At 70.8% G+C, this 22006-nt stretch carries 23 protein-coding genes; 6 read left to right on the forward strand and 17 right to left on the reverse strand.

All coding sequences use genetic code 11. The features are described from left to right. Positions 1–77: 77 nt before the first annotated feature. The 15 genes from AC2D9U_RS11515 to AC2D9U_RS11585 form a co-directional block, all read right to left on the reverse strand. Complete coding sequence (locus AC2D9U_RS11515; protein WP_484749026.1) at positions 78–674, reverse strand: ABC-type transport auxiliary lipoprotein family protein; 597 nt, start codon at positions 672–674, stop codon at positions 78–80. Between the two features lie 20 nt (positions 675–694). Continuing rightward, the gene (locus AC2D9U_RS11520) at positions 695–1708 is read right to left on the reverse strand and encodes an MlaD family protein (RefSeq protein ID WP_484749027.1); all 1014 of its coding nucleotides are present in this window, start codon (positions 1706–1708) and stop codon (positions 695–697) included. After that, positions 1708–2475 (reverse strand): ABC transporter ATP-binding protein, encoded by a 768-nt coding sequence (locus tag AC2D9U_RS11525; protein WP_484749029.1) that lies wholly within the window; start codon positions 2473–2475, stop codon positions 1708–1710. Before AC2D9U_RS11525 ends, AC2D9U_RS11520 begins: the two co-directional genes overlap by 1 nt. After that, entirely contained in the window at positions 2472–3581 is a 1110-nt protein-coding gene (locus AC2D9U_RS11530) for an ABC transporter permease (protein ID WP_484749031.1), read from the reverse strand. Before AC2D9U_RS11530 ends, AC2D9U_RS11525 begins: the two co-directional genes overlap by 4 nt. 32 nt (positions 3582–3613) lie before the next feature. Further along, the gene (locus AC2D9U_RS11535) at positions 3614–4888 is read right to left on the reverse strand and encodes a flavin monoamine oxidase family protein (RefSeq protein WP_484749033.1); all 1275 of its coding nucleotides are present in this window, start codon (positions 4886–4888) and stop codon (positions 3614–3616) included. 3 nt (positions 4889–4891) lie between these two features. Continuing rightward, on the reverse strand, positions 4892–5665 hold the full coding sequence (locus AC2D9U_RS11540) for a TrmH family RNA methyltransferase (RefSeq protein ID WP_484749036.1): 774 nt from the start codon (positions 5663–5665) through the stop codon (positions 4892–4894). Between the two features lie 67 nt (positions 5666–5732). Further along, on the reverse strand, positions 5733–6842 hold the full coding sequence (locus tag AC2D9U_RS11545; protein ID WP_484749041.1) for a 2OG-Fe(II) oxygenase: 1110 nt from the start codon (positions 6840–6842) through the stop codon (positions 5733–5735). A 32-nt stretch (positions 6843–6874) separates the two neighbouring features. Further along, positions 6875–7894 carry an Ldh family oxidoreductase gene (locus tag AC2D9U_RS11550; RefSeq protein WP_484749044.1) on the reverse strand — a complete coding sequence of 340 codons (1020 nt, stop codon included), beginning with the start codon at positions 7892–7894 and terminating at the stop codon, positions 6875–6877. Beyond that, positions 7894–8868 (reverse strand): Bug family tripartite tricarboxylate transporter substrate binding protein, encoded by a 975-nt coding sequence (locus AC2D9U_RS11555; RefSeq protein ID WP_484749048.1) that lies wholly within the window; start codon positions 8866–8868, stop codon positions 7894–7896. The genes AC2D9U_RS11550 and AC2D9U_RS11555 overlap by 1 nt, the downstream gene beginning before the upstream one ends. Positions 8869–8930: 62 nt before the next feature. Next, a complete protein-coding gene (locus AC2D9U_RS11560) occupies positions 8931–9854 on the reverse strand; it encodes a methyltransferase domain-containing protein (RefSeq protein WP_484749052.1) in 924 nt (307 codons plus the stop codon). A 38-nt stretch (positions 9855–9892) separates the two neighbouring features. Next, complete coding sequence (locus tag AC2D9U_RS11565) at positions 9893–10216, reverse strand: hypothetical protein (RefSeq protein WP_484749055.1); 324 nt, start codon at positions 10214–10216, stop codon at positions 9893–9895. Between the two features lie 119 nt (positions 10217–10335). Next, entirely contained in the window at positions 10336–11115 is a 780-nt protein-coding gene (locus tag AC2D9U_RS11570) for an ADYC domain-containing protein (RefSeq protein ID WP_484749058.1), read from the reverse strand. Between the two features lie 7 nt (positions 11116–11122). Beyond that, positions 11123–11419 carry a hypothetical protein gene (locus AC2D9U_RS11575; RefSeq protein ID WP_484749061.1) on the reverse strand — a complete coding sequence of 99 codons (297 nt, stop codon included), beginning with the start codon at positions 11417–11419 and terminating at the stop codon, positions 11123–11125. Between the two features lie 140 nt (positions 11420–11559). Further along, positions 11560–12735, reverse strand: a complete 1176-nt coding sequence (locus tag AC2D9U_RS11580) for a UxaA family hydrolase (RefSeq protein ID WP_484749063.1) — start codon at positions 12733–12735, stop codon at positions 11560–11562. A 13-nt stretch (positions 12736–12748) separates the two neighbouring features. After that, a complete protein-coding gene (locus AC2D9U_RS11585) occupies positions 12749–13033 on the reverse strand; it encodes a UxaA family hydrolase (protein WP_484749066.1) in 285 nt (94 codons plus the stop codon). 191 nt (positions 13034–13224) lie between these two features. Between AC2D9U_RS11585 and AC2D9U_RS11590 the strand changes: the two genes are divergently transcribed. Beyond that, positions 13225–14094, forward strand: a complete 870-nt coding sequence (locus tag AC2D9U_RS11590) for a branched-chain amino acid aminotransferase (protein WP_484749069.1) — start codon at positions 13225–13227, stop codon at positions 14092–14094. Positions 14095–14302: 208 nt separating this feature from the next. On the opposite strand, the gene AC2D9U_RS11595 is transcribed toward AC2D9U_RS11590, so the two are convergent. Further along, on the reverse strand, positions 14303–15118 hold the full coding sequence (locus tag AC2D9U_RS11595; RefSeq protein ID WP_484749071.1) for a S49 family peptidase: 816 nt from the start codon (positions 15116–15118) through the stop codon (positions 14303–14305). Positions 15119–15198: 80 nt separating this feature from the next. Between AC2D9U_RS11595 and AC2D9U_RS11600 the strand changes: the two genes are divergently transcribed. From AC2D9U_RS11600 to AC2D9U_RS11610, 3 genes are read left to right on the forward strand one after another with little or no spacing between them, the layout of a single operon-like run. Then, complete coding sequence (locus tag AC2D9U_RS11600) at positions 15199–16542, forward strand: GGDEF domain-containing protein (protein ID WP_484749072.1); 1344 nt, start codon at positions 15199–15201, stop codon at positions 16540–16542. Positions 16543–16571: 29 nt separating this feature from the next. Then, the gene (locus tag AC2D9U_RS11605) at positions 16572–17771 is read left to right on the forward strand and encodes an FAD-dependent oxidoreductase (RefSeq protein ID WP_484749074.1); all 1200 of its coding nucleotides are present in this window, start codon (positions 16572–16574) and stop codon (positions 17769–17771) included. Next, positions 17768–18391 carry an isochorismatase family protein gene (locus tag AC2D9U_RS11610; protein WP_484749076.1) on the forward strand — a complete coding sequence of 208 codons (624 nt, stop codon included), beginning with the start codon at positions 17768–17770 and terminating at the stop codon, positions 18389–18391. Before AC2D9U_RS11605 ends, AC2D9U_RS11610 begins: the two co-directional genes overlap by 4 nt. A gap of 7 nt (positions 18392–18398) precedes the next feature. Here AC2D9U_RS11610 and AC2D9U_RS11615 read toward each other — a convergent pair whose 3' ends face one another. After that, entirely contained in the window at positions 18399–18803 is a 405-nt protein-coding gene (locus tag AC2D9U_RS11615; protein WP_484749078.1) for a ketosteroid isomerase-related protein, read from the reverse strand. Positions 18804–18880: 77 nt separating this feature from the next. Between AC2D9U_RS11615 and AC2D9U_RS11620 the strand changes: the two genes are divergently transcribed. Beyond that, entirely contained in the window at positions 18881–19750 is an 870-nt protein-coding gene (locus tag AC2D9U_RS11620; protein WP_484749080.1) for a glycine--tRNA ligase subunit alpha, read from the forward strand. Then, positions 19750–21993, forward strand: coding sequence for a glycine--tRNA ligase subunit beta (gene glyS, locus AC2D9U_RS11625; protein WP_484749083.1), 2244 nt, complete (start codon positions 19750–19752; stop codon positions 21991–21993). Before AC2D9U_RS11620 ends, glyS begins: the two co-directional genes overlap by 1 nt. Positions 21994–22006: the final 13 nt, after the last annotated feature.

Raw genomic sequence — 22006 nt, forward strand, 5'->3', positions numbered from 1 at the left:
ACCGAGAATGCGCCTCGATTGGTGGGAGAAAGGTTAACGGGACTTGGTGGTTCGTCGAATTTCTGGGACGCGTGGGATCAGCCCCGCAGATGTGGCGAGAGCACCGCTTCCAGTCGCCCGAAGCAGGCGCCGAGCGCGGCCGCCATGGCCGCGGCCTCCTGCGGCGGCGTCGCCGGGCTGGGCAGGGGGGCGGTTTCGGTGATCTCGAAGGCGATCAGCACGCGCGAGCCCAGCCCCACCTCCCGCAGCAGCACGCCGGCAATGCCCGCCCGCGCTTCGCCGGGCCCGGCCTCCAGCACGGTGAGCTGGGCCTCCAGCACCAGGTCGGCATCGGCCCGGCTGCCCGGGGCCACCACGGCGGCGAAGCGGCCGGTGGCCTGCATCCAGGCACGCAGCGCGGCCTCGGCCAGATCGGCCGGCGGGGCGATCCATTCCTCGAAGGCCGCGACCTCATAGGCACCATCGGTCCGGCGGCGGCGCAGTGCCACATCCTGCAAGCCGGGCACGGCGCGCAGCCGGCGCACCAGCAGCACCGGCGCGCCGGGCGCGGGCGTGTTCCGCGTGGGGCGTTGCGGGTCGAGCATGTAGCGCCGTGCCGGCACATGCGGCCGGTCCGGCAGCACCGAGCAGGCGCCGAGCAGCAGCGGGGCCAGCAGCAGCGTGCGGCGATTCATCGGCGGCGATCCGAACCCGCTCATCGACGCCTGTCCGGCGTGGGCGGTGCCCCGAACAGCGTCTGGCTGGGCGAGGCGCGCAACTGCTCGGCCGTGGCGCGCAGGCTGGCGGTGGTGGCGCGCAGATCCATCAGGATCGGCAGCAATTCGGCCTGGACGTCCACGGTGGTTTCCCTCGCGCTGCGCATGGTGCGTTCGAAGCCGTCCACCGCGCCGGGCAGGCGCTGCGCGGTGCGCCGCAACTCGGCGGCGGCGGCCGAGGTATTGGCCAGCGCGGCGCGCATCTCGGGTCCCGAGAGCGTGGCGCGCAGGTCGGTCGCCACGGCGCGGAATTCGGCGAGCGAGCCGGCGATGTCGCCCTGTTCGAGCGCGGCGCGCACCAGTGTCATGCTTGCTGCCGCCTCGCGCAGTGCGATGGCGATGTCACCCTCGCCGACCTGGCGGTCCACATTGCTGAGCAGGTTGGCCACGTCCTGCGCCATCTGCTCGATCGGGATCTCGGAGATGCGCGCGATGAGCACCTCCGCCGCCTCGCGCGCCTGCGCGACGGTGGAGGGGATCGAGGGCACGACGGCGAAGCGCGGCGTCCAGGGGGGGCGTTCGAAGGGCGGCGGGTTGCGCGCGAAATCCAGCTCCACATAGTTCACGCCGGTGATGCCCTGGCTCGTGATCCGTGCGCGCAGGCCGAGCCGGATGGCTTCTTCCAGCGAGGGCGTCTCGCCCAGCGAGGCCTGGTCCACCGCGAAGCGCACGACGACGAGCTGGAAGGCCTCGGTGAAGGGGCGGCCCTCCGGGCGGCGGTACTCGGCGCTGGCCAGCGCGATCTGCGTCACCCGGCCGATCCGCACGCCGCGGTAGCGCACGGCGGCGCCCACATCCAGGCCCTGCACCGATTCCTGCGTATAGGTCTCGAAAGTCACGAGCTGCGTGCTGCGCGAATGGCCGGCAAGAAAGACGATGAAGGCGAAGCCGAGTGCGAGCCCGGCCAGCACCAGCACGCCGACCCGCACATAGAGCGCCCGACTGGCAGCCATCACGCGGCCTCCCGCCGGAAGAAGGCGCGCACCGTGGGGTGTGTCGCGTGGTCGCGCAGGTCGCGCGGGCTGCCCGTGGCGATCATGCCCTTCTCCGCCTTGTCGAGCATGATGCAGCGGTCGCCGATCTCGAGGATCGAGGCCAGTTCATGCGTCACCACCACGAAGGTGGATCCCAGCGACTTCGCCAGGTCCTTGATCAGCGCATCCAGCCCCGCCGAGGTGATGGGGTCGAGCCCCGCCGAGGGTTCGTCCAGGAACAGGATCGGCGGGTCGAGCGCCAGGGCACGCGCGATGCCCGCGCGCTTGAGCATGCCGCCCGAGACCTCGGAGGGCAGGCGGTTCGCCGCCTCCGACAGCCCGACCAGGCCGAGCTTGGCGCGCGCCACCTCGGCGCGGGCCTCGCGCGGCAGGCTCGTGTGCTCGGCCAGCGGCATCTCGACATTCTCCTGCAGGGTCTGGGAACCGAACAGCGCGCCCTGCTGCCACATCACGCCGATGCGCTTCAACAGCGCCAGCCGGTCCGCGCCCTCGGCCGACCAGACATCGGTGCCGAGGATGGCGATGTCGCCCTCCGCCGGCGCCACCAGGCCGATCATCAGCTTCAGCAGCGTCGATTTGCCGCAGCCCGACCCGCCCAGGATCACGAAGACCTCGCCGCGATCCACGGTGAAGGAGACATCGCGGAACAGCGTGTTGGTGCCGAAGCGCGCGGTCAGGTGCCGCGCGGTGATGACGGGCGCGGCAGGCTGGGGCTCGGGGCTCACAGGCCCAGCCTCTCGAAGGCCACGGCGAACATGCCGTCCAGCACCACGATGGCGACGATGCCGCCCACCACGGCCGCGGTCGCCGCATCGCCCACCGCGCGCGGCCCGCGCCCCGCGCCCAGCCCGGCGCGGCAGCCGATGGTGGCGATGGCCAGCCCGAAGACCGCCGCCTTGAACAGCCCGCCGAACAGGTCCTTGAGCGACAGCCAGGCCGAGAGCTGCGTCGTCACCGTCACCAGCGGGAAGCCGAGCATGCCCATGATCAGCGTCATGCCAGCGAGGCCCGAAAGCGTCAGCAGCAGGGCCAGCACCGGCATCACCAGCAGCCCCGCCAGCACGCGCGGCAGCACCAGGATCGCCATCGGGTCCATGCCCATCACGCGCAGCGCGGCCACTTCCTCATTCACCGTCATGGTGCCGAGCTCGGCGGCATAGGCGCTGCCGGTGCGCCCGGCCAGGATCACGCCCGCCATCAGCGGGCCCAATTCGCGCAGCAGCGAGATGCCGACCAGGGAGGGCACGAAGATCTCGCCGCCGAAGCGGCGCAGCGGGATCGCCGATTGGAAGGCCAGGATCACGCCGAGCAGCGAGCCGAGCAGGATGGTGAGCGGGAAGGCGCGCGTGCCGGCCTCATCGAGGAAGCGCAGCACCTCCTTGAAGCGCAGCCGGCCCGGGCGCAGCAGGGTCAGCACCAGGGTCGCCAGCAACTCGCCCAGGAAGGCCATGGCGTCGAGGAAGCCGTGCCAGAGCCCGACCGTGCCGCGGCCGATCGCGGCCAGGAAGGGCAGGCCGGGCTCGAGCTTCGGGCGCGGCGCGGCCAGGGCGTCCCGCACGCGATCCAGCACCGCGGCCACACCGGGATTGGCCCCTTCGATCCGCGGGCCGAGCGCGGCGGCGGTCAGCAGCAGGGTCGCGCCCGTGGTGTCCAGCGCGGTCAGCCCGCGCAGGTCGAGCACGCCCGCCGCGCCGGCCTCCCGCGCCGCCTTGGTCAAGGGCGACCAGAGATCGGCGGCGGCGGCGGTGTCGAGCCGGCCGGTGAGGGCGAGGATGGCGGCCTGGCCCTCCTGCCGGGACTCGAGGGCCGCCGGGGGCGGGGAATCTTGCACCGCAGCACTAGACCCCGCCTGGGGGCGCGAGATCAAGCAATCGCCCGCCGGACCGTTGCGGCAGCGGCCTCGCCCGAGAACCAGGCGCCGCCCACCGTGCCCGCCAAGGTGGGGTGGCAGGCCTCGCCCGCGAAGCAGAGCCGCCCCTCGGCCAGGGGCCTCGCCAGAATGGCGCGCGCCCCGGCGGCGCCGGGCTTCGCATGGCTGTAGAGGCCGCGCGTCCAGGGGTCGCGCAGCCAGGCGGTGGTCACCGCGCCGGGGCGGAAGGCGCGCCGCGCATCCGCGCCGAAGCAGCGCACGATCTCGGCCATCACGGCATCGTGCAGCGCGGCGGGGCCGGCGGCGTCGAGTTCCGCGGCGTGCGGCCCCCCCACATGGCCGATCAGGTGGTCCCGCCCGAAGGGCCAGGCGCGCAGCGTCACCATCGTCTCGCCCGGGGCGATGACGCGGTCGATCGAGGTGAAGGGGGCAAGGCCCAGCCGATCCGCCCCGGCGGCGCGCAGCGCCACCTTCACCCCCGCCCCCATCGGCAGGTCGGCTGCCGCCTGCAGGGTCTCGGCCGGCAAGGGCGGGTCGAAGCGGATCGCCTCCGCCGCGATCAGGCTGGTCGGCAGGGTCAGGATGGCGGCGCGGGCGCGGATCCGGCCGAAGGCGCCCTCCGCCACCACGCCATCGCCCCCCCAGGCGAGGCGCGTGACGGCGGCGCCATGGGCGATGGGCAGGCCCTGCGCGGTGTGCGCGAGCAGCGTGCCGAGCCCGGCCTCGGGCAGCAGGTTGCGCCCGGGCAGCAGCGTGGCGGCGAAGTCGCGCAGGCTGATCTCGGCCAGGGGCGCGGCGGCGATGATCTCGCCCTGCCAATAGGCGATGGAGGCCTCATAGGGGCCGGGGCGAGGGGCGGCCTCGCTGGCCGGGATGTCCGGGCCGGGATGCGCGGCGCGGGCGTGGATGCGCGCCTCGAAGGCGCGCCAGGCGGCGTCCCAGGCGCGCATCGCGGGCCCCTCCAGCCGGCGCTCGCCCTGGAAGGTGATCTCCTGGCGCACCGCATCGGAGTCGATCAGCGCGAAGCCCTGGGCCTCCGCCAGCGGGCGCAGCGGGTTGCGGTCGGCATCGTGCAGCCAGGTGGCGCCGTGGTCGAAGGGGCTGCCGAGGCTCTCGGACTCCGTCCAGGCGCGCCCGCCCGGCCGGTCGCGCGCCTCGAGCAGCAGCAGGCGCAGGCCGTGCCCCTGCAGGGCTCGTGCGGCGGCGATGCCGGCCGCGCCGGCGCCCACCACCAGCACATCGACATCGGCGAGCACCCCGTCGCCCATCGCCTAGCTCGTGGGCTGGGCCATGGCGTGGATCAGCACCGCGGCGGCGACCGAGACGTTCAGGCTCTCCACCGGCCCGGCGGCGGGCAGCGTCACGCGGTGCTGGCAGGCGGCGATGGTCAGGCCGGGCAGCCCGACCTCCTCATTGCCCAGCACCAGCACGAAGGGTTTCGTGCGCGGCAAAGCCGAGGGGGCGACGCCACCCGCGGCCACGGCGGCCACCGTGGTGAAACGCGGCGCGAGCGCGCGAAGTGTGACCGCCGGATTGCCGATGTCGAGCAGCGTCAGGTGCTCGAGCCCCCCCTCCGCCACGCGATAGGCGGCGTCGGACAGCCCCGCCTGGCGCGGATCGGCCGAGAGCAGCAGCCCCTTGCAGCCGAAGAAGGCGGCCGAGCGGGCGATGGCGCCAAGGTTGTGCGGGTTGCCGATGCCATCCAGCAGCGGCAGCACCGGCGCGCCGAGCAGGGCGGGCGGGAAGGGCCCGGCGCCGAGTTTCGCCACGCTGCGCGGGATGGCGATGGCGCAGAGCCCGCCATGATGCGTGGTGCCGGCGATCCGGTTGAGTTCCTCGGTCTCCACCTCGCGATAGGGGCGGCGGAGCTTGGCCATGAGCAGGCAATGCGGCCCGGCCTCCCGCCGGCGGGCGGAGGTATAGAACAGGCGCAGGATGCTGTCGGGCCGCACGGCGAAGGCGGCCGAGACGGCACCGGCGCCGCAAAGCCGGTCGAGTTCATCGTCGCGCATCATCTGGCGCGGGCGGGGGGGAGCTTCGGTCATGCCGCTTCCCCCCTCACCCTGCCCTCTCCCCCCGAGAGGGGGAGAGGGTTCGGTGCTGCGACCGGCTTCAGGCTTCCGCCGCCTGGCGCATGCGCTCCGGCAAAGCGTCGTTGTTGCTGAGGAATTTGGCACCTTCTTCGCGGATCGCGGCCGCTTCGTCGTCATAGAGGAACGGCAGGCAGGCATAGCGCCGCCCGCGCGTCACCGGGCGCGCCTCATGCAGCAGGGAGCAGGAGAAGACAACCGCGCCCCCTGCCGGTGCGCGATAGGTCTTCGGCCCGAATTCGGGGAAGCACAGATCGCCGCCCTCATACTCGCCCGTGTTGAGGTTGATGGTGACCGCGAAGCGGCGATGTGCGGTGGCCTTGGTGGTGTTGTCGCGATGGGCGCGGAAGAAGCCGCGATCGGCGGCGTCGTAGCAGGCCACCACATAACGCTCGAGCCGTGTGACCTTGTACTGAAAGGCGCGCTTGATCTCGGGCACCAGCCGCGCGTTCAGCCGGGCGCGGATGGCGGATTGCAGCGTGTCATCCTCGATGAAGACGTCCTTGCGCCGCTTGTGGCTCGGGTCGTTCACGCCCACCGTCTTGCCGCCCTCGTCGCGCATGAAGCCGCTGACGCCCCCGCCCACGCTTTCGTAGTGCTGGATCAGCTTGCGGCAGAAGGCGGGCTCGAAGAGCCGCGGGACGATCAGCACGGGGGCGTGCAGCTCGACGCCGGCATGGTCGGCGGGCGGCGGCAGGGCGGCCATGGTGGCCATCGCCTGCGCGCCCTGCTCCAGCGGCCAGACGCCGAAGACGCGCAAGGACGGGTCGAGCAGCACCCAGCCCGGGCGCAGCGTGCCGTCCGGTTCCTCGGCGCGGAAGGCCTCGCGCGCGGTGCGGCTGTCGTCCCACAGCACGCGGCGGCCATGCCCGTCCTTCAGCCGGCCCTTGGCCTCATCCTCCGGGTCGGTGCCGATCACGATCATGAAGCGGTTGTCGATGTCGAGCAGCCCCGCATGCGGGCCGACCATGGCGGCGAGCCGTTCCGCCTTGCCCGGCTCGCCCAGTGAGCCCGGGATCAGCACCATCAGCCAGCGCCCCGCGGTGGTGTCGAAGGCGAAGCGCGGATTGGTGGCCGAGCGGCTGTGGAAGGCCGGGATCGGCTCGCCGGGGGTATAGGCGGGGGGTCGCATGGTCGGGCTCCCGTCAGATTGTTGCGTTCCTGTCATGCCACGGAAACCCCGCTGGCCGCCAGCGCGCGCAGCTGGTCGAGCAGCGGCTGGGGGATGTCGAGCCCCTCGGTCGCGGCGCGCCCGGCGAGCCCTTGGCGGCGTTCGCCGGGCAGGCGCACGCCCGGGTCAGCCTGCATGGCGGCAAGCAGGAATTCGACACGATCGAGGAAGGCCTCGCGCCCCGCCAGGGCGCCGGGGTCGATGGCGATCAGCGCGTGGCCGAGGCGCGGGCGGTTGCCCTCGGCCTCGAAGAAACTGTCGGCCTCGAAGCCGAAAGCGGCACCGGTGACCGCGCAGCAGAGCAGTTCCACGATCAGCGCCAGCAGCGCGCCCTTGGTGCCGCCCATGGCGAGCATCGCGCCGCCCAGCGCGGCCTCGGCATCGGTGGTCGGCTGCCCTTCGGCATCCACCGCCCAGCCGAGCGGGATGGGCTTTCCCGCCTTGGCCGCGACCATGATCTTGCCGCGCGCCACTTCGGAGAGCGCCATGTCGATCACCAGCGGCGGCGCGTCGCGGCGGGGGAAGGCGGCGGCGACCGGGTTGGTGCCCATCAGCGCGCGCCGCCCGCCCGGCACCGGCATGGCGGCGGGCGAGTTGGTGAAGGCGAGCGCGACGAAGCCCTGCCGCGCGAGGGCCGCGACGGGCAGGCCCATCGCACCCGCATGATGGCTGTTGGTGATGCCGAGGAAGGCCACGCCCTGCGCCGCCGCACGCGTCGCGGCCTCGGCCACGGCTAGTTCCACCGCCGGATAGGCGAGACCGTGCCCGGCATCGATCAGCGCCGCCCCGCCCCGCTGCGCGATGATGGTGGGTGCGGCCGCGCCATCGGCCCGCCCATTGGCGAGGAAGCCGGCATATTGCGCAACCCGGGAAAGGCCGTGGCCGGACTGGCCCTCGGCCTCGCCGGCCACCAGCGCACGGGCGGTGGCCTCCGCCATGGCGGCATTGGCGCCGGCGCGGGCCAGGGCATCGCGAACGAGGCGCTCGGCCTCCGCCAGACTCAAGCGCGGCATCAGGCGTCGGGCCGGATCTGGGCTTCGGTGACCAGCGTGGCCCAGCGATCGGTCTCGGCGCGCACGAATTGCGTGGAGCGCGCGGCATCCCAGCCGAGCACCTGGAAGCCGCCCTCCCGCGCGCGGCGGGTGACCTCGGCGTCGTGGATCGCGGCCTGCACGTCGCGCTCCAGCCGGGCCAGGATCGGCGCGGGCACGGCCGCCTGGGTCAGCACCGCGGTCCAGTTGGTGATCTCAAGCTCCGGCACGCCCTGCTCGCGCACCGTCGGCACATCGGGAACCAGCGGGTGGCGCTCGGCGGAGGTGATGGCCAGCGGGCGCAGCCGCCCGCCGCGGATCTGCGCGAGGCATTCGGGCAGATTGCTCACCATCACGTCGAGATTGCCGCCGGCGAGGTCCGTGACACTCGGCGCGCCGCCGCGATAGGGGACGTGGACGATGTTCTCGCCCGCGCGCGACACGCGGCGCAGCAGTTCCAGCCCCAGATGCGGCGGCGAGCCATTGCCCGAGGTGCCGCCGGAGAGCGAGCGCGTGCGCGCCAGCTGCAGCAGGTCCGCGAGCGTCCGCGCCGGGCTTTTCTCGGCATTCACCACCACGACCAGCGGCAGCGAGCCCAGCACCGAAATGACCGAGAAATCGCGCCGGAAATCATAGGGCGCGTTGGGGAAGAGCGTGGCGTTGACGGCGTGCGTCAGGGTGATCGCCAGCAGCGTATGCCCATCGGGCGGCGCCTTGGCGGCAAGGTCCGCGCCGATCAGCGCATTGCCGCCGGCGCGGTTGTCGATCAGCACCGCGCGGCCCCAGATCTCGCTCAGCTTCTGGCCGACGAAGCGCGCCATGATGTCGGTGAGCCCGCCGGGCGGGAAGGGCACGATGTAGCGCGGGTTGCGATCCGGGAAGGGCGTCTGGGCCTGCGCGAGGCCCGGCAGGGATAGCCCCGCCATGAGGCCAAGCGTTGTGCGACGATGCAGCATGGAGACCTCCCGTTCGGTGTCGTTGGCGGGAGAGTGGCAGCAGGCGAAGCCCGTCGTCCAGTTCAGGGATGGGCCGTCGAGGCGTGCGTGGCCTCGACCGCTGCGCAGCAGATGCGGCTGTCCTCCGCGCGCCAGGCCAGGGCCGGGTGCGGGCCGCGCCCGTCGCGCGGGATCTCGGGAAACAGCCCGCGCTCGGTCACCACGGCGTGCAGCCCGGCCGCCGTGAACAGGTCCATCAGCTGCGACAGGCCGAGCCGGTTGCAGTAGAGCCCGGCGCGGCCCACGGCCGGGCCCTCCCAGAAGTCGGGCGCGAAGGTCAGGTGGCGCAGCCGCCCGCCGAGATGGTCGTGGAAGTCGATCGCGTGCAGCGCCAGCCCGCCCGGCGCCATCACCCCGGCCAGGCCCGCGAGCAGCCCGGCCATGGCGTCGCGCCGCACATGCTCGAGCACCGCTTCGGAAATCACGAGATCGACGCTGCCGGGCGGGATCTTCGCAAGTTGCTCGGTGCCGCCAACCAGATAGGTGGCGCCGCAGGCGGCGAGCACCTCTTCGCGCGTGGTGCAGCCGGCGATGTCGGGCGGCGAGAGCCCGGCCTCGCGCGCCACCTGCGCGGCGCGTTGATAGGGGGCGAGGTCGCGCGGTGCCGCATCCTCGACATCGAGGAACCAGATCGGCCCGAAGCCCAGCGCGGCGGCGACCGGGGCGCGGGAGACCATGGCGCCGGGCCCCACTTCGAGCAGGCTGCGCGCCGGATGGCCCCTGCGGGTTTCGAAAAGCCGGGCGCGGCTGGCCAGCGGATCGAGCAGCTTGGCTGCGCTCTCGGCCTCGAAGGAGTGGCGCCGCAGGCCGAGCGCGCGCCACAGCGCGGGGGGCACGGGCAGGCCGCCGAGTGCCAGCTTCACGCCGAACTTCACCCACCAGGGCACCGGCGCGCCGGCGGCATAGCCGGGGGGGATGATCCAGTCGCGGGGAGGGGCGGCAGACATGCGGGCCGCTATAGACCGGCCCGCCGCTGGCGTCGATTTCAGTCGGCGGTGACGGAGAGCGTGGCGCCGCCACCGAGCGTGATGCTGCGCAGGGCCGGCGCCAGCGCCTCACCGGCCTGGCCGCCATTCTTCCCGCGGCCATTCCAGGTGGCGCCGTTGATGCTGACGCCCTGCAGGCGGATGCCCTGCAAGGTCAGGCCATTGGTGCCCGTGCCGTTGAAGCTGACGCCCTGGAGCTGCAGGCCGTTGAGGGCCTCCCCATTCAGGCTGACGCCCTGCAGCACCAGGCCCGGGCCAGCGAAGGCGGGGGCCGCGGCCAGGGTGGCGAAGGCAGCGGCGGCGATCAGGGCGGTGCGGAACATGGGGCGGTCTCCTGGGTGGGGGCGTCGGGGGTGGCGCCGTGTGGGGATGTTCTCGCAGGCGAAGTTTGCAGCCCGATATCGTTCTGTCGCGCCGCGTTGCGCGCAGCATTGCGTCTGTTTCACGACCCGCGGCGCGACCGGTTGAAGACCAGCGCACCCTGCGCCGCCGCGGCATCCTCGGTGCAGGCTGCCGGCCCGCTGCGCCCCGCGAGGCCGGGATGGGCGGCCAGCACCTCGGCCAGCGCGCCATTCTCCGGCACCCGCACATGCGCGAGGCAGACCGCGCCCTCGGGCGTCCAGCCGGCTTCGAATTCCTGGTCGGGATCATTCGCGGGATCCTGGATGCCGACATGGTCATAGAGGTCGATCGACATGCCATCGCGCGTCCAGGCGCGCTCCGGCCCGCCATAGGCGCCGCGGAGCATGTTGACGCAGGCGGCGTGGAAGGGCGCGAGCGACCTTCCATCGGGCAGCCGCGCCCAGGGGCGGTAGCCGAAGCGGATGCATTTGCCGATGGCACCCGAGGAGCAGGTCAGGCGCAGTGACCCATCCTCGCCCGGATAGGGCATGGCGAGCCTCTCGCCCTGCGGATCGGGGCTGCAATAGGGCTGCCAGGCGGTCTCGCCCGTGGCCCGCGCGCTCATGCCGAAGAGCCAGACATCGGTGGCTTGGCCGCCGCCCGCCTGCGGCACCTCGGCGTCGCGCCGGGCCGTGTCCAGCCGCAGCTCGATCCCGTCGAAACGCAGCACGGCGCCGACGAGGTCGGCGCCGCGCAGATGGGTGCCATCCGAGAGCTCGGCGCGGAAATCGCCGCCCTCGGCGTTGAGCCCGAGCAGCCGCGGCTGCGCCGCCGCCGGGGTTGTCAGTGTGAGCAGCAGCAGCGGCAGGGCCCGGTGCATGGCGCGCTCAGCGCGCCAGCAGGATGACGCCGGAGGGCAGGATCACGCTTTCGAGCATCGGCGCCGCGCTCTCAGCCGTGGTGCCGTTCGGGCGGATGCCGTTGGGCTCAAGGCCATTGTTCTTGAGGCCGTTGAGCCAAAGCCCGTTCAAGCTCAGGCCCTGAAGGCTCAGGCCCTGGTAGGTAATGCCGTTCGTGCCAGTGCCGTTGATGCTGACACCATTGCGCTTGTTCCCGGCTTCGGCCGGTACGGCGGCGAGCAGGGCGGCGAGGGCGGCGGCGGCGAGGAAGGCGGTGCGGATCATGGCGGCGGCTCCGTCGGGGGGCGGTTGCGACAAGGCCACCCTGCCCGGTCGATGTTGCCGCCCCGCTTCCTTCGGTTTCGCGCTGTTTCGCCGCTACGCCGCCGCGATGGGGGCCGGCCCGCGCCGGCCCCCGGCTCGCGTCAGGCGCTCTCGTAGAGGCGCGTCAGGCTGAACTCGCGATGGCCGAGCAGTTCGGCCGCCGTCAGCTCGCCATCGGCGGTGCGGATGATGCAGTCGATCAGCGCCTCGCCGGCATCGTCCATGTTCATCTGCTTCTGCAGCAGGCCGGTCACGTCCACGTCGATATGCTCGCTCATGGTGCGCATGGTGCGCGGGTTCGCGGTCAGCTTGATCACGGGGACGATCGGGTTGCCGATGACGTTGCCCTGCCCGGTCGGGAAGGTGTGCACCGCGAAGCCCGAGGCCGCGCAGAGCGTCACCATCTCGGCCGCCGCGGAGGACGAATCCATGAACCACAGGCCCGAATGCGTGGGCGCCTCGGCCTTGTCCAGCACGCCATCGACCAGGCACTTCTTGCCGATCTTCTGGATGTTGCCGAGCGCCTTCTCCTCGATGGTGGTCAGGCCACCCTCGATGTTGCCCTTGGTGGGCTGGCTGTCGGAGAGGTCGGAGGTCTTGTGGCGCTCGATCATCGCCTGGTAGCGGTCGAACATCGCCATGAACTGCGCGCGGATCTCAGGCGTGCGGCAGCGTGCCGCCACCAGATGCTCACCACCCGTGATCTCGGACGTCTCGCCGAAGACCAGCGTGTTGCCGTTCTCCCAGAGCTTGTCGAAGGAGTTGCCGACGGTGGGGCAGGACGCCAGGCCCGAGGTGGTGTCGGACTCGCCGCACTTCGTGCTGACCCACAGATCGACCATCGGCGCGCGGGTCTTCTTCAGCTTCGAGGCGTGCTTGACCATGCGATAGGCGGCGCGCGAGGCGGAGGCGATGGTGTTGATGTCGCCATTCTGCTCGATGGCGAAACCCTCCACCGGCTTGCCCGACTTGGCGATGCCCTCGACGATCTTGCCGGTCCAGCCCGGCTCGATGCCGATCACCACCACGCCGGCCACGTTCGGGTTGCAGCCCGTGCCGATGAGGGTGAGGAAGTGCAGATCGAGATCCGCGCCGAACTGCAGGCGGCCATAGGAATGCGGGATCGCCATCGCACCCTGGATGTTGTTGGCCACCGCCTGGGCGGCGGCGTTGGACAGGTCGTCCACCGGCAGGATGATGACGTGGTTGCGCACGCCCATGCGGCCGTTCTCGCGGCGCCAGCCTTCGAAGGTGGCGCTCTTCAGATTGATGCCCATGATCGCCTTCCCCTTACCAGCGCTTCGTCTTGACGTTGTGCACGTGCAGATGGGCACCCGGCGCGATGTCGGCGATCGCGCGGCCGATATCGACCCCGTACTTGATGATGGTGTCGCCCTTGGCGATGGCGCGGATGGCCAGCTTGTGGCCGATGGGGATGTCCGACTTGGCGTCGAACGTCATCATCTTGTCCTGGTCCATGATCCAGCCATTCAGCGTGGCGCCGGCCTTCAGGCCTTCCACCACCACAACGCCCACGCTGTCGCCCTCATCATGGACGACGAAATGGATCGTCATCGCTTTCCCCCTCGAGGTTATGAAACGGCGCAGTCCTACCGCACTCGGGGCGGCGTGGTAATCGGCAGCGGGAGGCATGGGCGAATTTTCAGAAATTTTCAGAAAACTCCGGACCTGCCCGCCGCCCGCGCCCCCTTCAACGCCCCCCGCTTCGGTGGCATGAAGGTGCCCAGGATTTGAGGAGCAGGCACATGGCCGGGGTGTTCTGGTACGACGGCAAGTGGATGACCGAGGAACCCAAGATCCTCGGCCCCATGGACCACGCATTCTGGCTCGGCAGCGTGATCTTCGACGGCGGGCGCTCCTTCGGCGGCGTCGCGCCGGACCTCGACCGGCACTGCGCGCGCTGCGTGGACAGCGCGGTGAAGATGCTGATGAAGCCCAAGCTCACCGCCAAGCAGATCGAGGATCTGTGCCGTGAGGGCCTGACCCGCATGGGCCCGGAGGCCGTGACCTACATCCGCCCCATGTTCTTCATCCGCAAGGGCATCGGCAGCGCCCGGCCGGACCCGGACAGTACCGACTTCATCCTCTCGATCTATGACAGCCCGCTGCCGGCCTTCACCGGCTTCTCGGCCTGCATGACGCCCTTCCGCAAGCCGGCGGTGGATCAGGCGCCGACCGACGCCAAGGCCGCCTGCCTCTACCCCAATGGCGCGCGCGCCAACGCCTATGCCGCGCAGAAGGGCTTCGACCAGGCGGTAATGTGCGATTCCAACGGCATGGTGGCGGAATTCGCCTCGGCCAACCTGATGTTCGCCAAGGATGGCGTGGTGGTGACGCCGGCGGTGAACCACACCTTCCTCAACGGCATCACCCGCCAGCGCATCCTGGGCCTGCTGCGCGAGGCCGGCGTGCCGGTGGAGGAACGCGCCGTGCGGCCGGAAGAACTGCTGACGGCGGACGAGATCTTCTCCACTGGCAACTACGGCAAGGTGCTGCCCTGCACGAACTACGAAGGCCGCGCCATGCAGCCCGGGCCGCTGGCCACCAAGGCACGGCAACTCTACTTCGACTGGGCGGAGGCGACCTGGCGGATCCTGCCGAAGGCGGCAGCCTGAGGCTGAGGTTGGGGCTGGTGGTTGTTGGGGAGGGCGTTGCCCTCCCCAAACCCCACCCACCAGGGCACAGGGTGCCCTGGACCGCCGTTATATATGGCCGGGCAAGGGAGGGGTCTTACCCCTCCCTTGCCCAGCCATGTCATGGGTTCCAAGGGCCCACTGGCCCTTGGTAGGGGGAGCTTGAGGAGGACAACGCCCCCCTCAACAACTACAGCCCCAGCCTCGCCCAGGCCGCCCGTTCTTCGACGGCCGCCAGCGCGCCCTCCGCCAGGGCCGCGCCGGAGAGCAGGCGCAGCGGCCAGGGCGGGCGGCGTTCGCCGATGGTGATCACCCGCGCCTTCTCGCCCCAACGGTTCCTGATCTCGGTGGCGGCGTCGCCGAGCCGATCCGCCAGGCCGAGTTCCACCGCCTTGGTGCCCGTCCAGAAGCGGCCGGTGAAGAGTTCGGCCTCGGGCGCGCGCAGCCTCGGCCCGCGCCGGGCACGCACATGGTCCTGGAAGGTGGTGTGGAGTTGGCCGAGCAGGCCGCGCAGCCTTTCCACGTCTTCGGGGCGTTCCGGGCCGAAGGGGTCGAGGAAGCTCTTCTGCTCGCCCGCCGTATGCAGGCGGCGCTGCACGCCGAGCTTGCCGATCGCCCCTTCCAGGCCGAAGCCCGCGCTGATCACGCCGATCGAGCCGAGGATCGAGCTGGCATCGGCCACGATCTCATCCGCCGCGCAGGCCAGCCAATAGCCGCCCGAGGCCGCCGCATCCTCGACGCAGGCAATGACAGGCACCTTCTTCTCGTCGGCCAGGCGGCGGATCTGCGCGGCGACCAGGCTCGATTGCACGGGCGAGCCGCCGGGCGAGTTGATCACCAGCACCACGCCGGCGAGCCGCTTCAGCCCGAAGGCGCGGGTGATGAGCGGCCCGGTCGTGGCGGCCGAGATGCCGGGCGCGGCGAAGCCGGCGGGGCGCGCGGCGATGAGGCCGTTGAGGCGCAGCAGCGCGATGCGGGGCGGGCGGGTGAAGAGCGAGAAGGCCATGGCGGATAGATGCGTGCCGCCGCGTCCGGGGCAAGCCCGCGCCTGTTGCGATGCCGCGCCGACACTGCCTAATCTCGCGCATGCCCTTTCCCCGCCTGCCCGCGCGGCTGCTCGGTTTCCTGCTGGGTGCCGGCGTCACCGGCCTGGTCGCCGGCGGGGATTCCCTCCTGCTGTTCCGAGAGCAGGACGCGATCCATCGCCGCGACGCCCAGGCGATCCTGCAATACCAGGCGGACCTCATGGCCGAGCGGATCGATCGCCGGCTCGAGACCTGGCGCGACCTGCTGTATTTCGTCGGTGCGCTGGATGCGATGCGCGCGGACCAGGGCGACAACGAGACGCTGCGCACGGCGCTGGGCGAGCTTGCCGGCGCCAATTCGGACATCCTCTGGCTCGGCCTGCTGGACAATGACGGCGCGGTGATCCGCGCCTCCGACGTCTTCGACGCCATGCCGGCGCGGGCGGACATGGCGGCACAGATCCGGCAGAGCGCCCGGGTCGCCTATGCCGGGCCGCGGCACTCGCCGTCCGGCCTCGTGGTGGACATCGCCGTGCCGCTGACCTCCACGCGCCTGCTGGCCGCGCAGATGTCGCTGGCCTGGGCGGAGAACCTGCGGGCGTCGCACCAGGCGCACAGCCTGGATGGCGCGACCATCACCGTGCATGGCGCCGATGGGGAGTTGCTGCTGCCGCAGGAGGCCCCGCGGCTGCAGGGCCCGGTGCTCACCGCCACCGGCACCATCCCGGGCCGCCGCTACACCGTGCGCGCCAGCCTGGAGGAAAGCGCGGTGCGCGCGCCGCTGCGCCCCTTCGCCTGGCGGCTCGGCATCGGCATCCTGGTGATCTCGCTGGCGGTGGGCATGCTGGCCGCGGTGCTGGCGCATCTGGCGCAGCGCGTGATGTCCGAAAGCCGCCAGCGCGCCGAGACCGACCCGCTGACGGGCCTGCGCAACCGCGCCGGCCTCGCCGTATGGGAAGCCGCCGCGAAAGGGCAGCGCGTGGCGGTGGTGGCACTCGACCTCGATGGCTTCAAGCCGATCAACGACACGCATGGCCATGCGGTGGGCGATGAGGTGCTGCGCGGCGTCGCCACCGCCATGCAGGCGCGGCTGCGCCCCGGCGATGCGGCGGTGCGGCTCGGCGGTGACGAATTCCTCTTCGCGCTGCTGCCCCGCGCCGGGGAGGACGCCGCGGCCAGCGCGGAATCGGTTGCCTGGCGGCTGATCCATGTGCTGGCCGAGGGGGTGGAGACCTCCGCCGGCAACCTGCCCGTGGGGGCCTCGGCCGGCGTCGCCCTGGTGCCGGAGGATGCGGCGAGCTTCTCCGCCGCCCGTGCCCTGGCCGATGAGGCGCTCTATGCCGCGAAGCGCGCGGGCAAGCGCACCGTGGTGCGGGCTTCCCCCGCCGCCGCGCCGGGGGCATGAAGGGGCCTCAGCTTCTATCGAGGAACAGCATGCCCAACGCGAACCGAGTCCTCATCGCCGGCGCCGGGCCGGTCGGCATGGTGGCCGCCGCCTATCTGGCGGGTGAGGGCATTCCGGTGACGATCGTCGAGCAGGCGCAGGACCTGCCCGATGATCTGCGCGCTTCCACCTTCCACCCGCCCACGCTCGACATGCTCGCCCGCTTCGGGGTGGTGGAGGCGCTGATCGAACAGGGCCTGGTCTGCCCCTATTGGCAGTTCCGCGACCGCCACACGGGCGTCATCGCCACCTTCGAGATGGCGCGGCTGAAGGACGACACGGCCTATCCCTTCCGTCTGCAATGCGAGCAATGGCGCCTGACGCGCATGCTGCGCGACCGGCTCTCGGCCAATCCGGCCGTCACCTTCCTCTACGACGCCAAGGTGGAGTCCTTCGTGCAGGACGAAGATGGCGTGCGGCTGACGATCGAGCGGCCGGACGGATCGAAGGAGGAACTCGCGGGGCGCTACCTGATCGGCGCGGATGGCGCGCGTTCCGCCGTGCGGCGGACCATCGGCGTGGAGTTCCGCGGCCAGACCATCCCGGAGATCTTCCTCTCGCTCTCCACCACCTTCCCCTTCCACGAGCACATCCAGCAGCTTTCCAACATCGCCTACATCTCGGACCCCGAGGAATGGTTCGTGCTGCTGCGCACCGCCTCGCTCTGGCGGGTGCTGTTCCCCACCGACCCGACCGAGCCGGAAGAGCGGATGATGGCGCCCGCGCGGCTGGAGGAGCGGCTGCAATCCGTGGTGCCCAACCCGTCCGGCTACACCGTGGTGCACCGCACCGGCTACCGGGTGCATGAGCGCGTGGCGGATGAGTATGTGCATGGCCGCGTCTTCCTCGCCGGCGATGCCGCGCACATCAACAACCCGCTCGGCGGCATGGGCATGAATGGCGGCATCCACGACGCCTTCAACCTGGCCGAGAAGCTGACGCGGGTGTGGAAGGGCGAGGACATCGCCATCATGGGCCGCTACGGCCGGCAGCGGCGCAAGGTGGCGCTGGATGTCGTGCAGGCGCAGACCTTGCGCAACCGCCAGCTGCTCAACCAGCGCGACCCGGCGACGCGCGCGGCCTATCACGACGAGCTGCGCGCCACGGTCGCCGACCCGGTGCGGCACCGCGCCTATCTGCTGCGCAGCGCGATGATCCAGTCGCTGCGCGATCTGGAGAACGTGGCATGAGCGGGCACCCCGAGGCCGAGATCTATCACCGCCAGGGCATGGGCCAGACCGCCGGGATGGGCGTGCGGCCGGCGCTGGTCATCGTCGATTTCGTCGAGGGCTTCGCCGATCCGGCGCATTTCGGCGGGGGCAATATCGGCCCGGCGATCGAGCAGACGGTGCATCTGCTGGCCTTCGCGCGCCGCCACCACTGGCCGGTGGCGCATACCCGCGTGGTCTATGCCGATGACGGCGCGGATGCGGGCGTGTTCACCCTGAAGGCGCCCTCGCTGCTGAAGCTGACGGAGGCCAGCAAGCTGTCGCAGATCGTCCCGCAGCTCACCCCGGTGAAGGGCGAGCTGATCGTGCGCAAGCAGGGGGCGTCTGGCTTCTTCGCCACCAACCTCGCCATGTGGTTGCAGCAGCAGCGCGCGGATACGGTGGTGGTGGCGGGCTGCACCACCTCGGGCTGCGTGCGCGCGACGGTGGTGGATTCGATGCAGCACAATTTCCGCACCATCGTCGCGACCGATTGCGTGGGCGACCGCGCGCTCGGCCCGCATGAGGCGAACCTCTTCGACATGGGCCAGAAATACGCGGACCTCATGACCCGCGCGCAGATCGAGGCCGCCGCGCGCTGAAAACCTGTCAGCCGCTGACCTGGGCGATCCAGTCATTCAGGTTGTAATGCGTGCTGACGCGGCCGATCCGCCCGTCCCGCACCTCGAAGAAGGCGCCGGCCGGCAGGCGGTATTCCTGGCCGCGCGCCTCGGGCAGGCCGGGATCGGTGCGCAGATACCGGCCGACCACGATGAATTCCGCCGCCGCGCGGGTGCCGGCGGCATCCACCATCACCACCAGATCCTCGATCCGCTCCTCATAGGCGGCGTCCATCTGCGCGAGGAAGGCGCGGAAGGCGGGCTTGCCCCGGCGCCGGCCGCCCTGGTTCACGTCATGGGCGATGTCCTCGGCGACCAGGGCGAACATCGTCTCCCGGTCGCCGGCGGCGAAGGCGGCGTAATAGGCGCGGATCAGGCGCTCGGTCTCGGTCATCGGGTGGTCCCGCGGCTTGTGGGGTGCTCGTGAGCGGCGGTATTGAGGCCGCACGCCCCCTCATCGCAAGACCGAGCATGACCGAAACGCCGCCCAGCTTCCAGGAGATCATCCTGCGCCTGCACCGCTTCTGGAGCGCGCAGGGCTGCCTGATCCTCCAGCCCTATGACATGGAGGTCGGTGCGGGCACCTTCCACCCGGCCACCACGCTGCGCGCGCTGGGCGCCAAGCCCTGGGCGGCGGCCTATGTGCAGCCCTCGCGCCGGCCCTCCGACGGGCGCTTCGGGGAGAACCCGAACCGGCTGCAGCACTACTACCAGTACCAGGTGATCATGAAGCCTTCCCCGCGCGACGCGCAGGATCTGCTGATCGCGAGCTACCGCGACCTCGGCCTCGATCCGCTGAAGCATGATTTCCGCTTCGTCGAGGATGACTGGGAAAGCCCCACGCTGGGCGCCTGGGGCCTGGGCTGGGAGGTCTGGTGCGACGGCATGGAGGTCGGCCAGTTCACCTATTTCCAGCAGGTCGGCGGCATCGCCTGCGAGGTGCCGAGCTTCGAGATGACCTATGGGCTGGAACGCCTCGCCATGTTCATCCAGAACAAGGATGACGTGTACGAGCTCGACTTCAACGGCAAGGGCGTGCGCTACCGCGACGTCTTCCATCGCGCCGAGGTGGAGTACAGCCACCACAATTTCACCGGCGCCGACACCGCGATGCTGTTCCGCCACTTCGCCGATGCCGAGGCCGAGTGCCAGTCGCTGCTGGCGCATGACCCGCCTCTCGCGCTGCCGGCCTATGACCAGTGCATCAAGGCGAGCCACCGCTTCAACCTGCTCGATGCGCGGGGCGCGATCAGCGTGACCGAGCGCGCCGCCTATATCGGGCGCGTGCGCGCACTCGCGAAGGCCTGTTGCGAAGCCTGGGTGGCGGGGGAGCGCGGCTGATGCCCGAGATCCTGCTCGAACTCTTCAGCGAGGAAATCCCCGCGCGCATGCAGGCGCGCGGCGCCGAGGACCTGTCCCGTGCCTTCGCTGCCGCTGTGGCGCCGGTTCTGGAGGGCACGCCGCGAGCCTTCCATGGCCCGCGCCGCATCGGCCTGGTCGCCACGCTGCGCGACAGCGTGACCACCGAGGGCAAGGAGGAACGCGGCCCGCGCACCAGCGCGCCCGAGGCCGCGCTCACCGGCTTCCTGCGCAAGCATGGCGCGACGAAGGACATGCTGGTGCAGCAGGGCGATTTCTGGGTGCTGCAGAAGCCGGGTGAAAGTGTCACGGCGCGCGACCTCGTCGCGCGCGCCATGCCCGGGCTGATCCGCGGCTTCGGCTGGCCGAAATCCATGCGCTGGAACGGCCCCTTCACCTGGGTGCGGCCGCTGCATCGCATCCTCTGCGTGCTGGACGGCGCGGTGGTGCCCTTCGGCATCGAGGAAGTGCCGGGCCTGGTCAGCGCCGACCTGACGGAGGGCCACCGCATCCACGCGCCGGGCGCCTTCGCCGTGCGCGATTTCGCCGGCTACGAGTCCGGACTGCGCGCGCGCCATGTGCTGGTGGACGCGGCCGAGCGGATGCGGATCATCGAGGAAGGCCTCGCCGCCCTTGCCGCCGCGCAGGGCGTGGCGGTGGTGCCGGACCGGGGCCTGCTCGAGGAAGTGGCCGGGCTGGTGGAATGGCCGGTGCCGTTGCTGGGGCGCATCGACGAGGCCTTCATGGACCTCCCGCCCGAGCTGATGCGCACGACGATGCGCGTGAACCAGCGCTATTTCACGATGGTGAAGCCCGATGGCAGCGCCGCGCCCTTCTTCGGGCTGGTGGCGAACATCGTGCCGAGCGATGGCGGCGCCACGCTGATCGCGGGCAATGAGCGCGTGCTGCGCGCGCGCCTCTCCGATGCGCGTTTCTTCTGGGACCAGGACCGGAAGCATGCGCTGGAGAGCTATCTGCCGAAGCTCGATTCCGTGGTGTTCCACGCGAAGCTCGGCACGCAGGGGCAGCGCGTGGCGCGGCTGGAGCGCCTCGCGCGTTTCCTCGCCCCGCTGGTCGGCGCCGATCCCGATCTGGCGGCGCGCGCGGCGAAGCTGGCCAAGGCCGATCTCTCGACCGGCCTCGTCGGCGAATTCCCTGAATTGCAGGGCATCATTGGCCGCTACTACGCAAAGAAGGATGGCGAGGATCCGCGCGTCGCGGAGGCCATCGCCGCGCATTACAAGCCGGTGGGGCCAGTGGATTCGGTGCCGAGCGAGCCGGTGGCGATCGCGGTCGCGCTAGCGGATAAGCTCGACACGTTGGCGGGCTTCTTTACCGTGGATGAGCGCCCGACCGGTAGTGGTGATCCCTTCGCATTGAGACGTGCTGCTTTAGGCATCATTCGCTTAGTGAGAGGAAACGGGCTTCGAATTTTGCTGCAATTCGCAACGGATTTTGTATTGGACGGTTTCTTCGATATTTTGACGAGCCATCTATCTGTTACGATTGAACAAAAATCTGGAAAACAGGTCGCATCACTCGAGGTTGGTGCTGAACTGGGCGTCTTTGTTACAAAATGGATTGCGAGCGTGCAGCAGACGACCGCTGAGCAGGGTTCAATTGTTTATGATGGATCACCTTGGGGTGCCTATGAAGCTCTTGTTCCCCTTGTGAAGCTTAATTTCCCGAATTTTCGTTCGGCTATGACCTCCGATGTCATCGACTTCCTCCTCGAACGCCTGCGCGTGCAGCTTCGCGCCGAGGGCGGGCGCCACGACCTCGTCGCCGCCTCCATCGGCGCCGATGACGATATTCTCCGAATTCTCGCCCGGGCCGAGGCGCTGAAGACGCTGGTGGAGGGCAGCGACGGCCAGAATCTCCTCGCCGCCTACAAGCGCGCCCAGAACATCCTGCGCATCGAGGACAAGAAGGACGGGCCCCACACCGGCGCCGTGGACCCGGCCCTGCTGGCCCTGCCCGAGGAAAAGGCCCTGGCCGCCGCGCTCGATTCGGCCGAGCCGGCCGTGGCGACCGCGCTGGCTGCGGAAGATTACGCTTCGGCCATGTCGGCGCTGGCCGCCCTCCGCCCCCCCTTGGACGCATTTTTCGACCGCGTTATCGTCAACGACGCCGACAATTCGCTGCGCCTGAACCGGCTGCGCTTGCTTGCAAGGCTGCGCGGCGCCATGGATGGCGTTGCAGACTTTTCCAAGATCGAAGGCTGAGCGCCATCCCGCC

It is taken from the genome of Roseomonas sp. TF40 (genome assembly GCF_057219975.1).

Coding starts and splice junctions, on each gene's coding strand:
- AC2D9U_RS11515 (WP_484749026.1), bottom strand. CDS start 674: ATGAATCGCCGCACGCTGCTGCTGGCCCCGCTGCTGCTCGGCGCCTGC.
- AC2D9U_RS11520 (WP_484749027.1), bottom strand. CDS start 1,708: ATGGCTGCCAGTCGGGCGCTCTATGTGCGGGTCGGCGTGCTGGTGCTG.
- AC2D9U_RS11535 (WP_484749033.1), bottom strand. CDS start 4,888: ATGGGCGACGGGGTGCTCGCCGATGTCGATGTGCTGGTGGTGGGCGCC.
- AC2D9U_RS11540 (WP_484749036.1), bottom strand. CDS start 5,665: ATGACCGAAGCTCCCCCCCGCCCGCGCCAGATGATGCGCGACGATGAA.
- AC2D9U_RS11545 (WP_484749041.1), bottom strand. CDS start 6,842: ATGCGACCCCCCGCCTATACCCCCGGCGAGCCGATCCCGGCCTTCCAC.
- AC2D9U_RS11550 (WP_484749044.1), bottom strand. CDS start 7,894: ATGCCGCGCTTGAGTCTGGCGGAGGCCGAGCGCCTCGTTCGCGATGCC.
- AC2D9U_RS11555 (WP_484749048.1), bottom strand. CDS start 8,868: ATGCTGCATCGTCGCACAACGCTTGGCCTCATGGCGGGGCTATCCCTG.
- AC2D9U_RS11560 (WP_484749052.1), bottom strand. CDS start 9,854: ATGTCTGCCGCCCCTCCCCGCGACTGGATCATCCCCCCCGGCTATGCC.
- AC2D9U_RS11565 (WP_484749055.1), bottom strand. CDS start 10,216: ATGTTCCGCACCGCCCTGATCGCCGCCGCTGCCTTCGCCACCCTGGCC.
- AC2D9U_RS11570 (WP_484749058.1), bottom strand. CDS start 11,115: ATGCACCGGGCCCTGCCGCTGCTGCTGCTCACACTGACAACCCCGGCG.
- AC2D9U_RS11575 (WP_484749061.1), bottom strand. CDS start 11,419: ATGATCCGCACCGCCTTCCTCGCCGCCGCCGCCCTCGCCGCCCTGCTC.
- AC2D9U_RS11580 (WP_484749063.1), bottom strand. CDS start 12,735: ATGGGCATCAATCTGAAGAGCGCCACCTTCGAAGGCTGGCGCCGCGAG.
- AC2D9U_RS11585 (WP_484749066.1), bottom strand. CDS start 13,033: ATGACGATCCATTTCGTCGTCCATGATGAGGGCGACAGCGTGGGCGTT.
- AC2D9U_RS11590 (WP_484749069.1), top strand. CDS start 13,225: ATGGCCGGGGTGTTCTGGTACGACGGCAAGTGGATGACCGAGGAACCC.
- AC2D9U_RS11595 (WP_484749071.1), bottom strand. CDS start 15,118: ATGGCCTTCTCGCTCTTCACCCGCCCGCCCCGCATCGCGCTGCTGCGC.
- AC2D9U_RS11600 (WP_484749072.1), top strand. CDS start 15,199: ATGCCCTTTCCCCGCCTGCCCGCGCGGCTGCTCGGTTTCCTGCTGGGT.
- AC2D9U_RS11605 (WP_484749074.1), top strand. CDS start 16,572: ATGCCCAACGCGAACCGAGTCCTCATCGCCGGCGCCGGGCCGGTCGGC.
- AC2D9U_RS11610 (WP_484749076.1), top strand. CDS start 17,768: ATGAGCGGGCACCCCGAGGCCGAGATCTATCACCGCCAGGGCATGGGC.
- AC2D9U_RS11615 (WP_484749078.1), bottom strand. CDS start 18,803: ATGACCGAGACCGAGCGCCTGATCCGCGCCTATTACGCCGCCTTCGCC.
- AC2D9U_RS11620 (WP_484749080.1), top strand. CDS start 18,881: ATGACCGAAACGCCGCCCAGCTTCCAGGAGATCATCCTGCGCCTGCAC.
- glyS (WP_484749083.1), top strand. CDS start 19,750: ATGCCCGAGATCCTGCTCGAACTCTTCAGCGAGGAAATCCCCGCGCGC.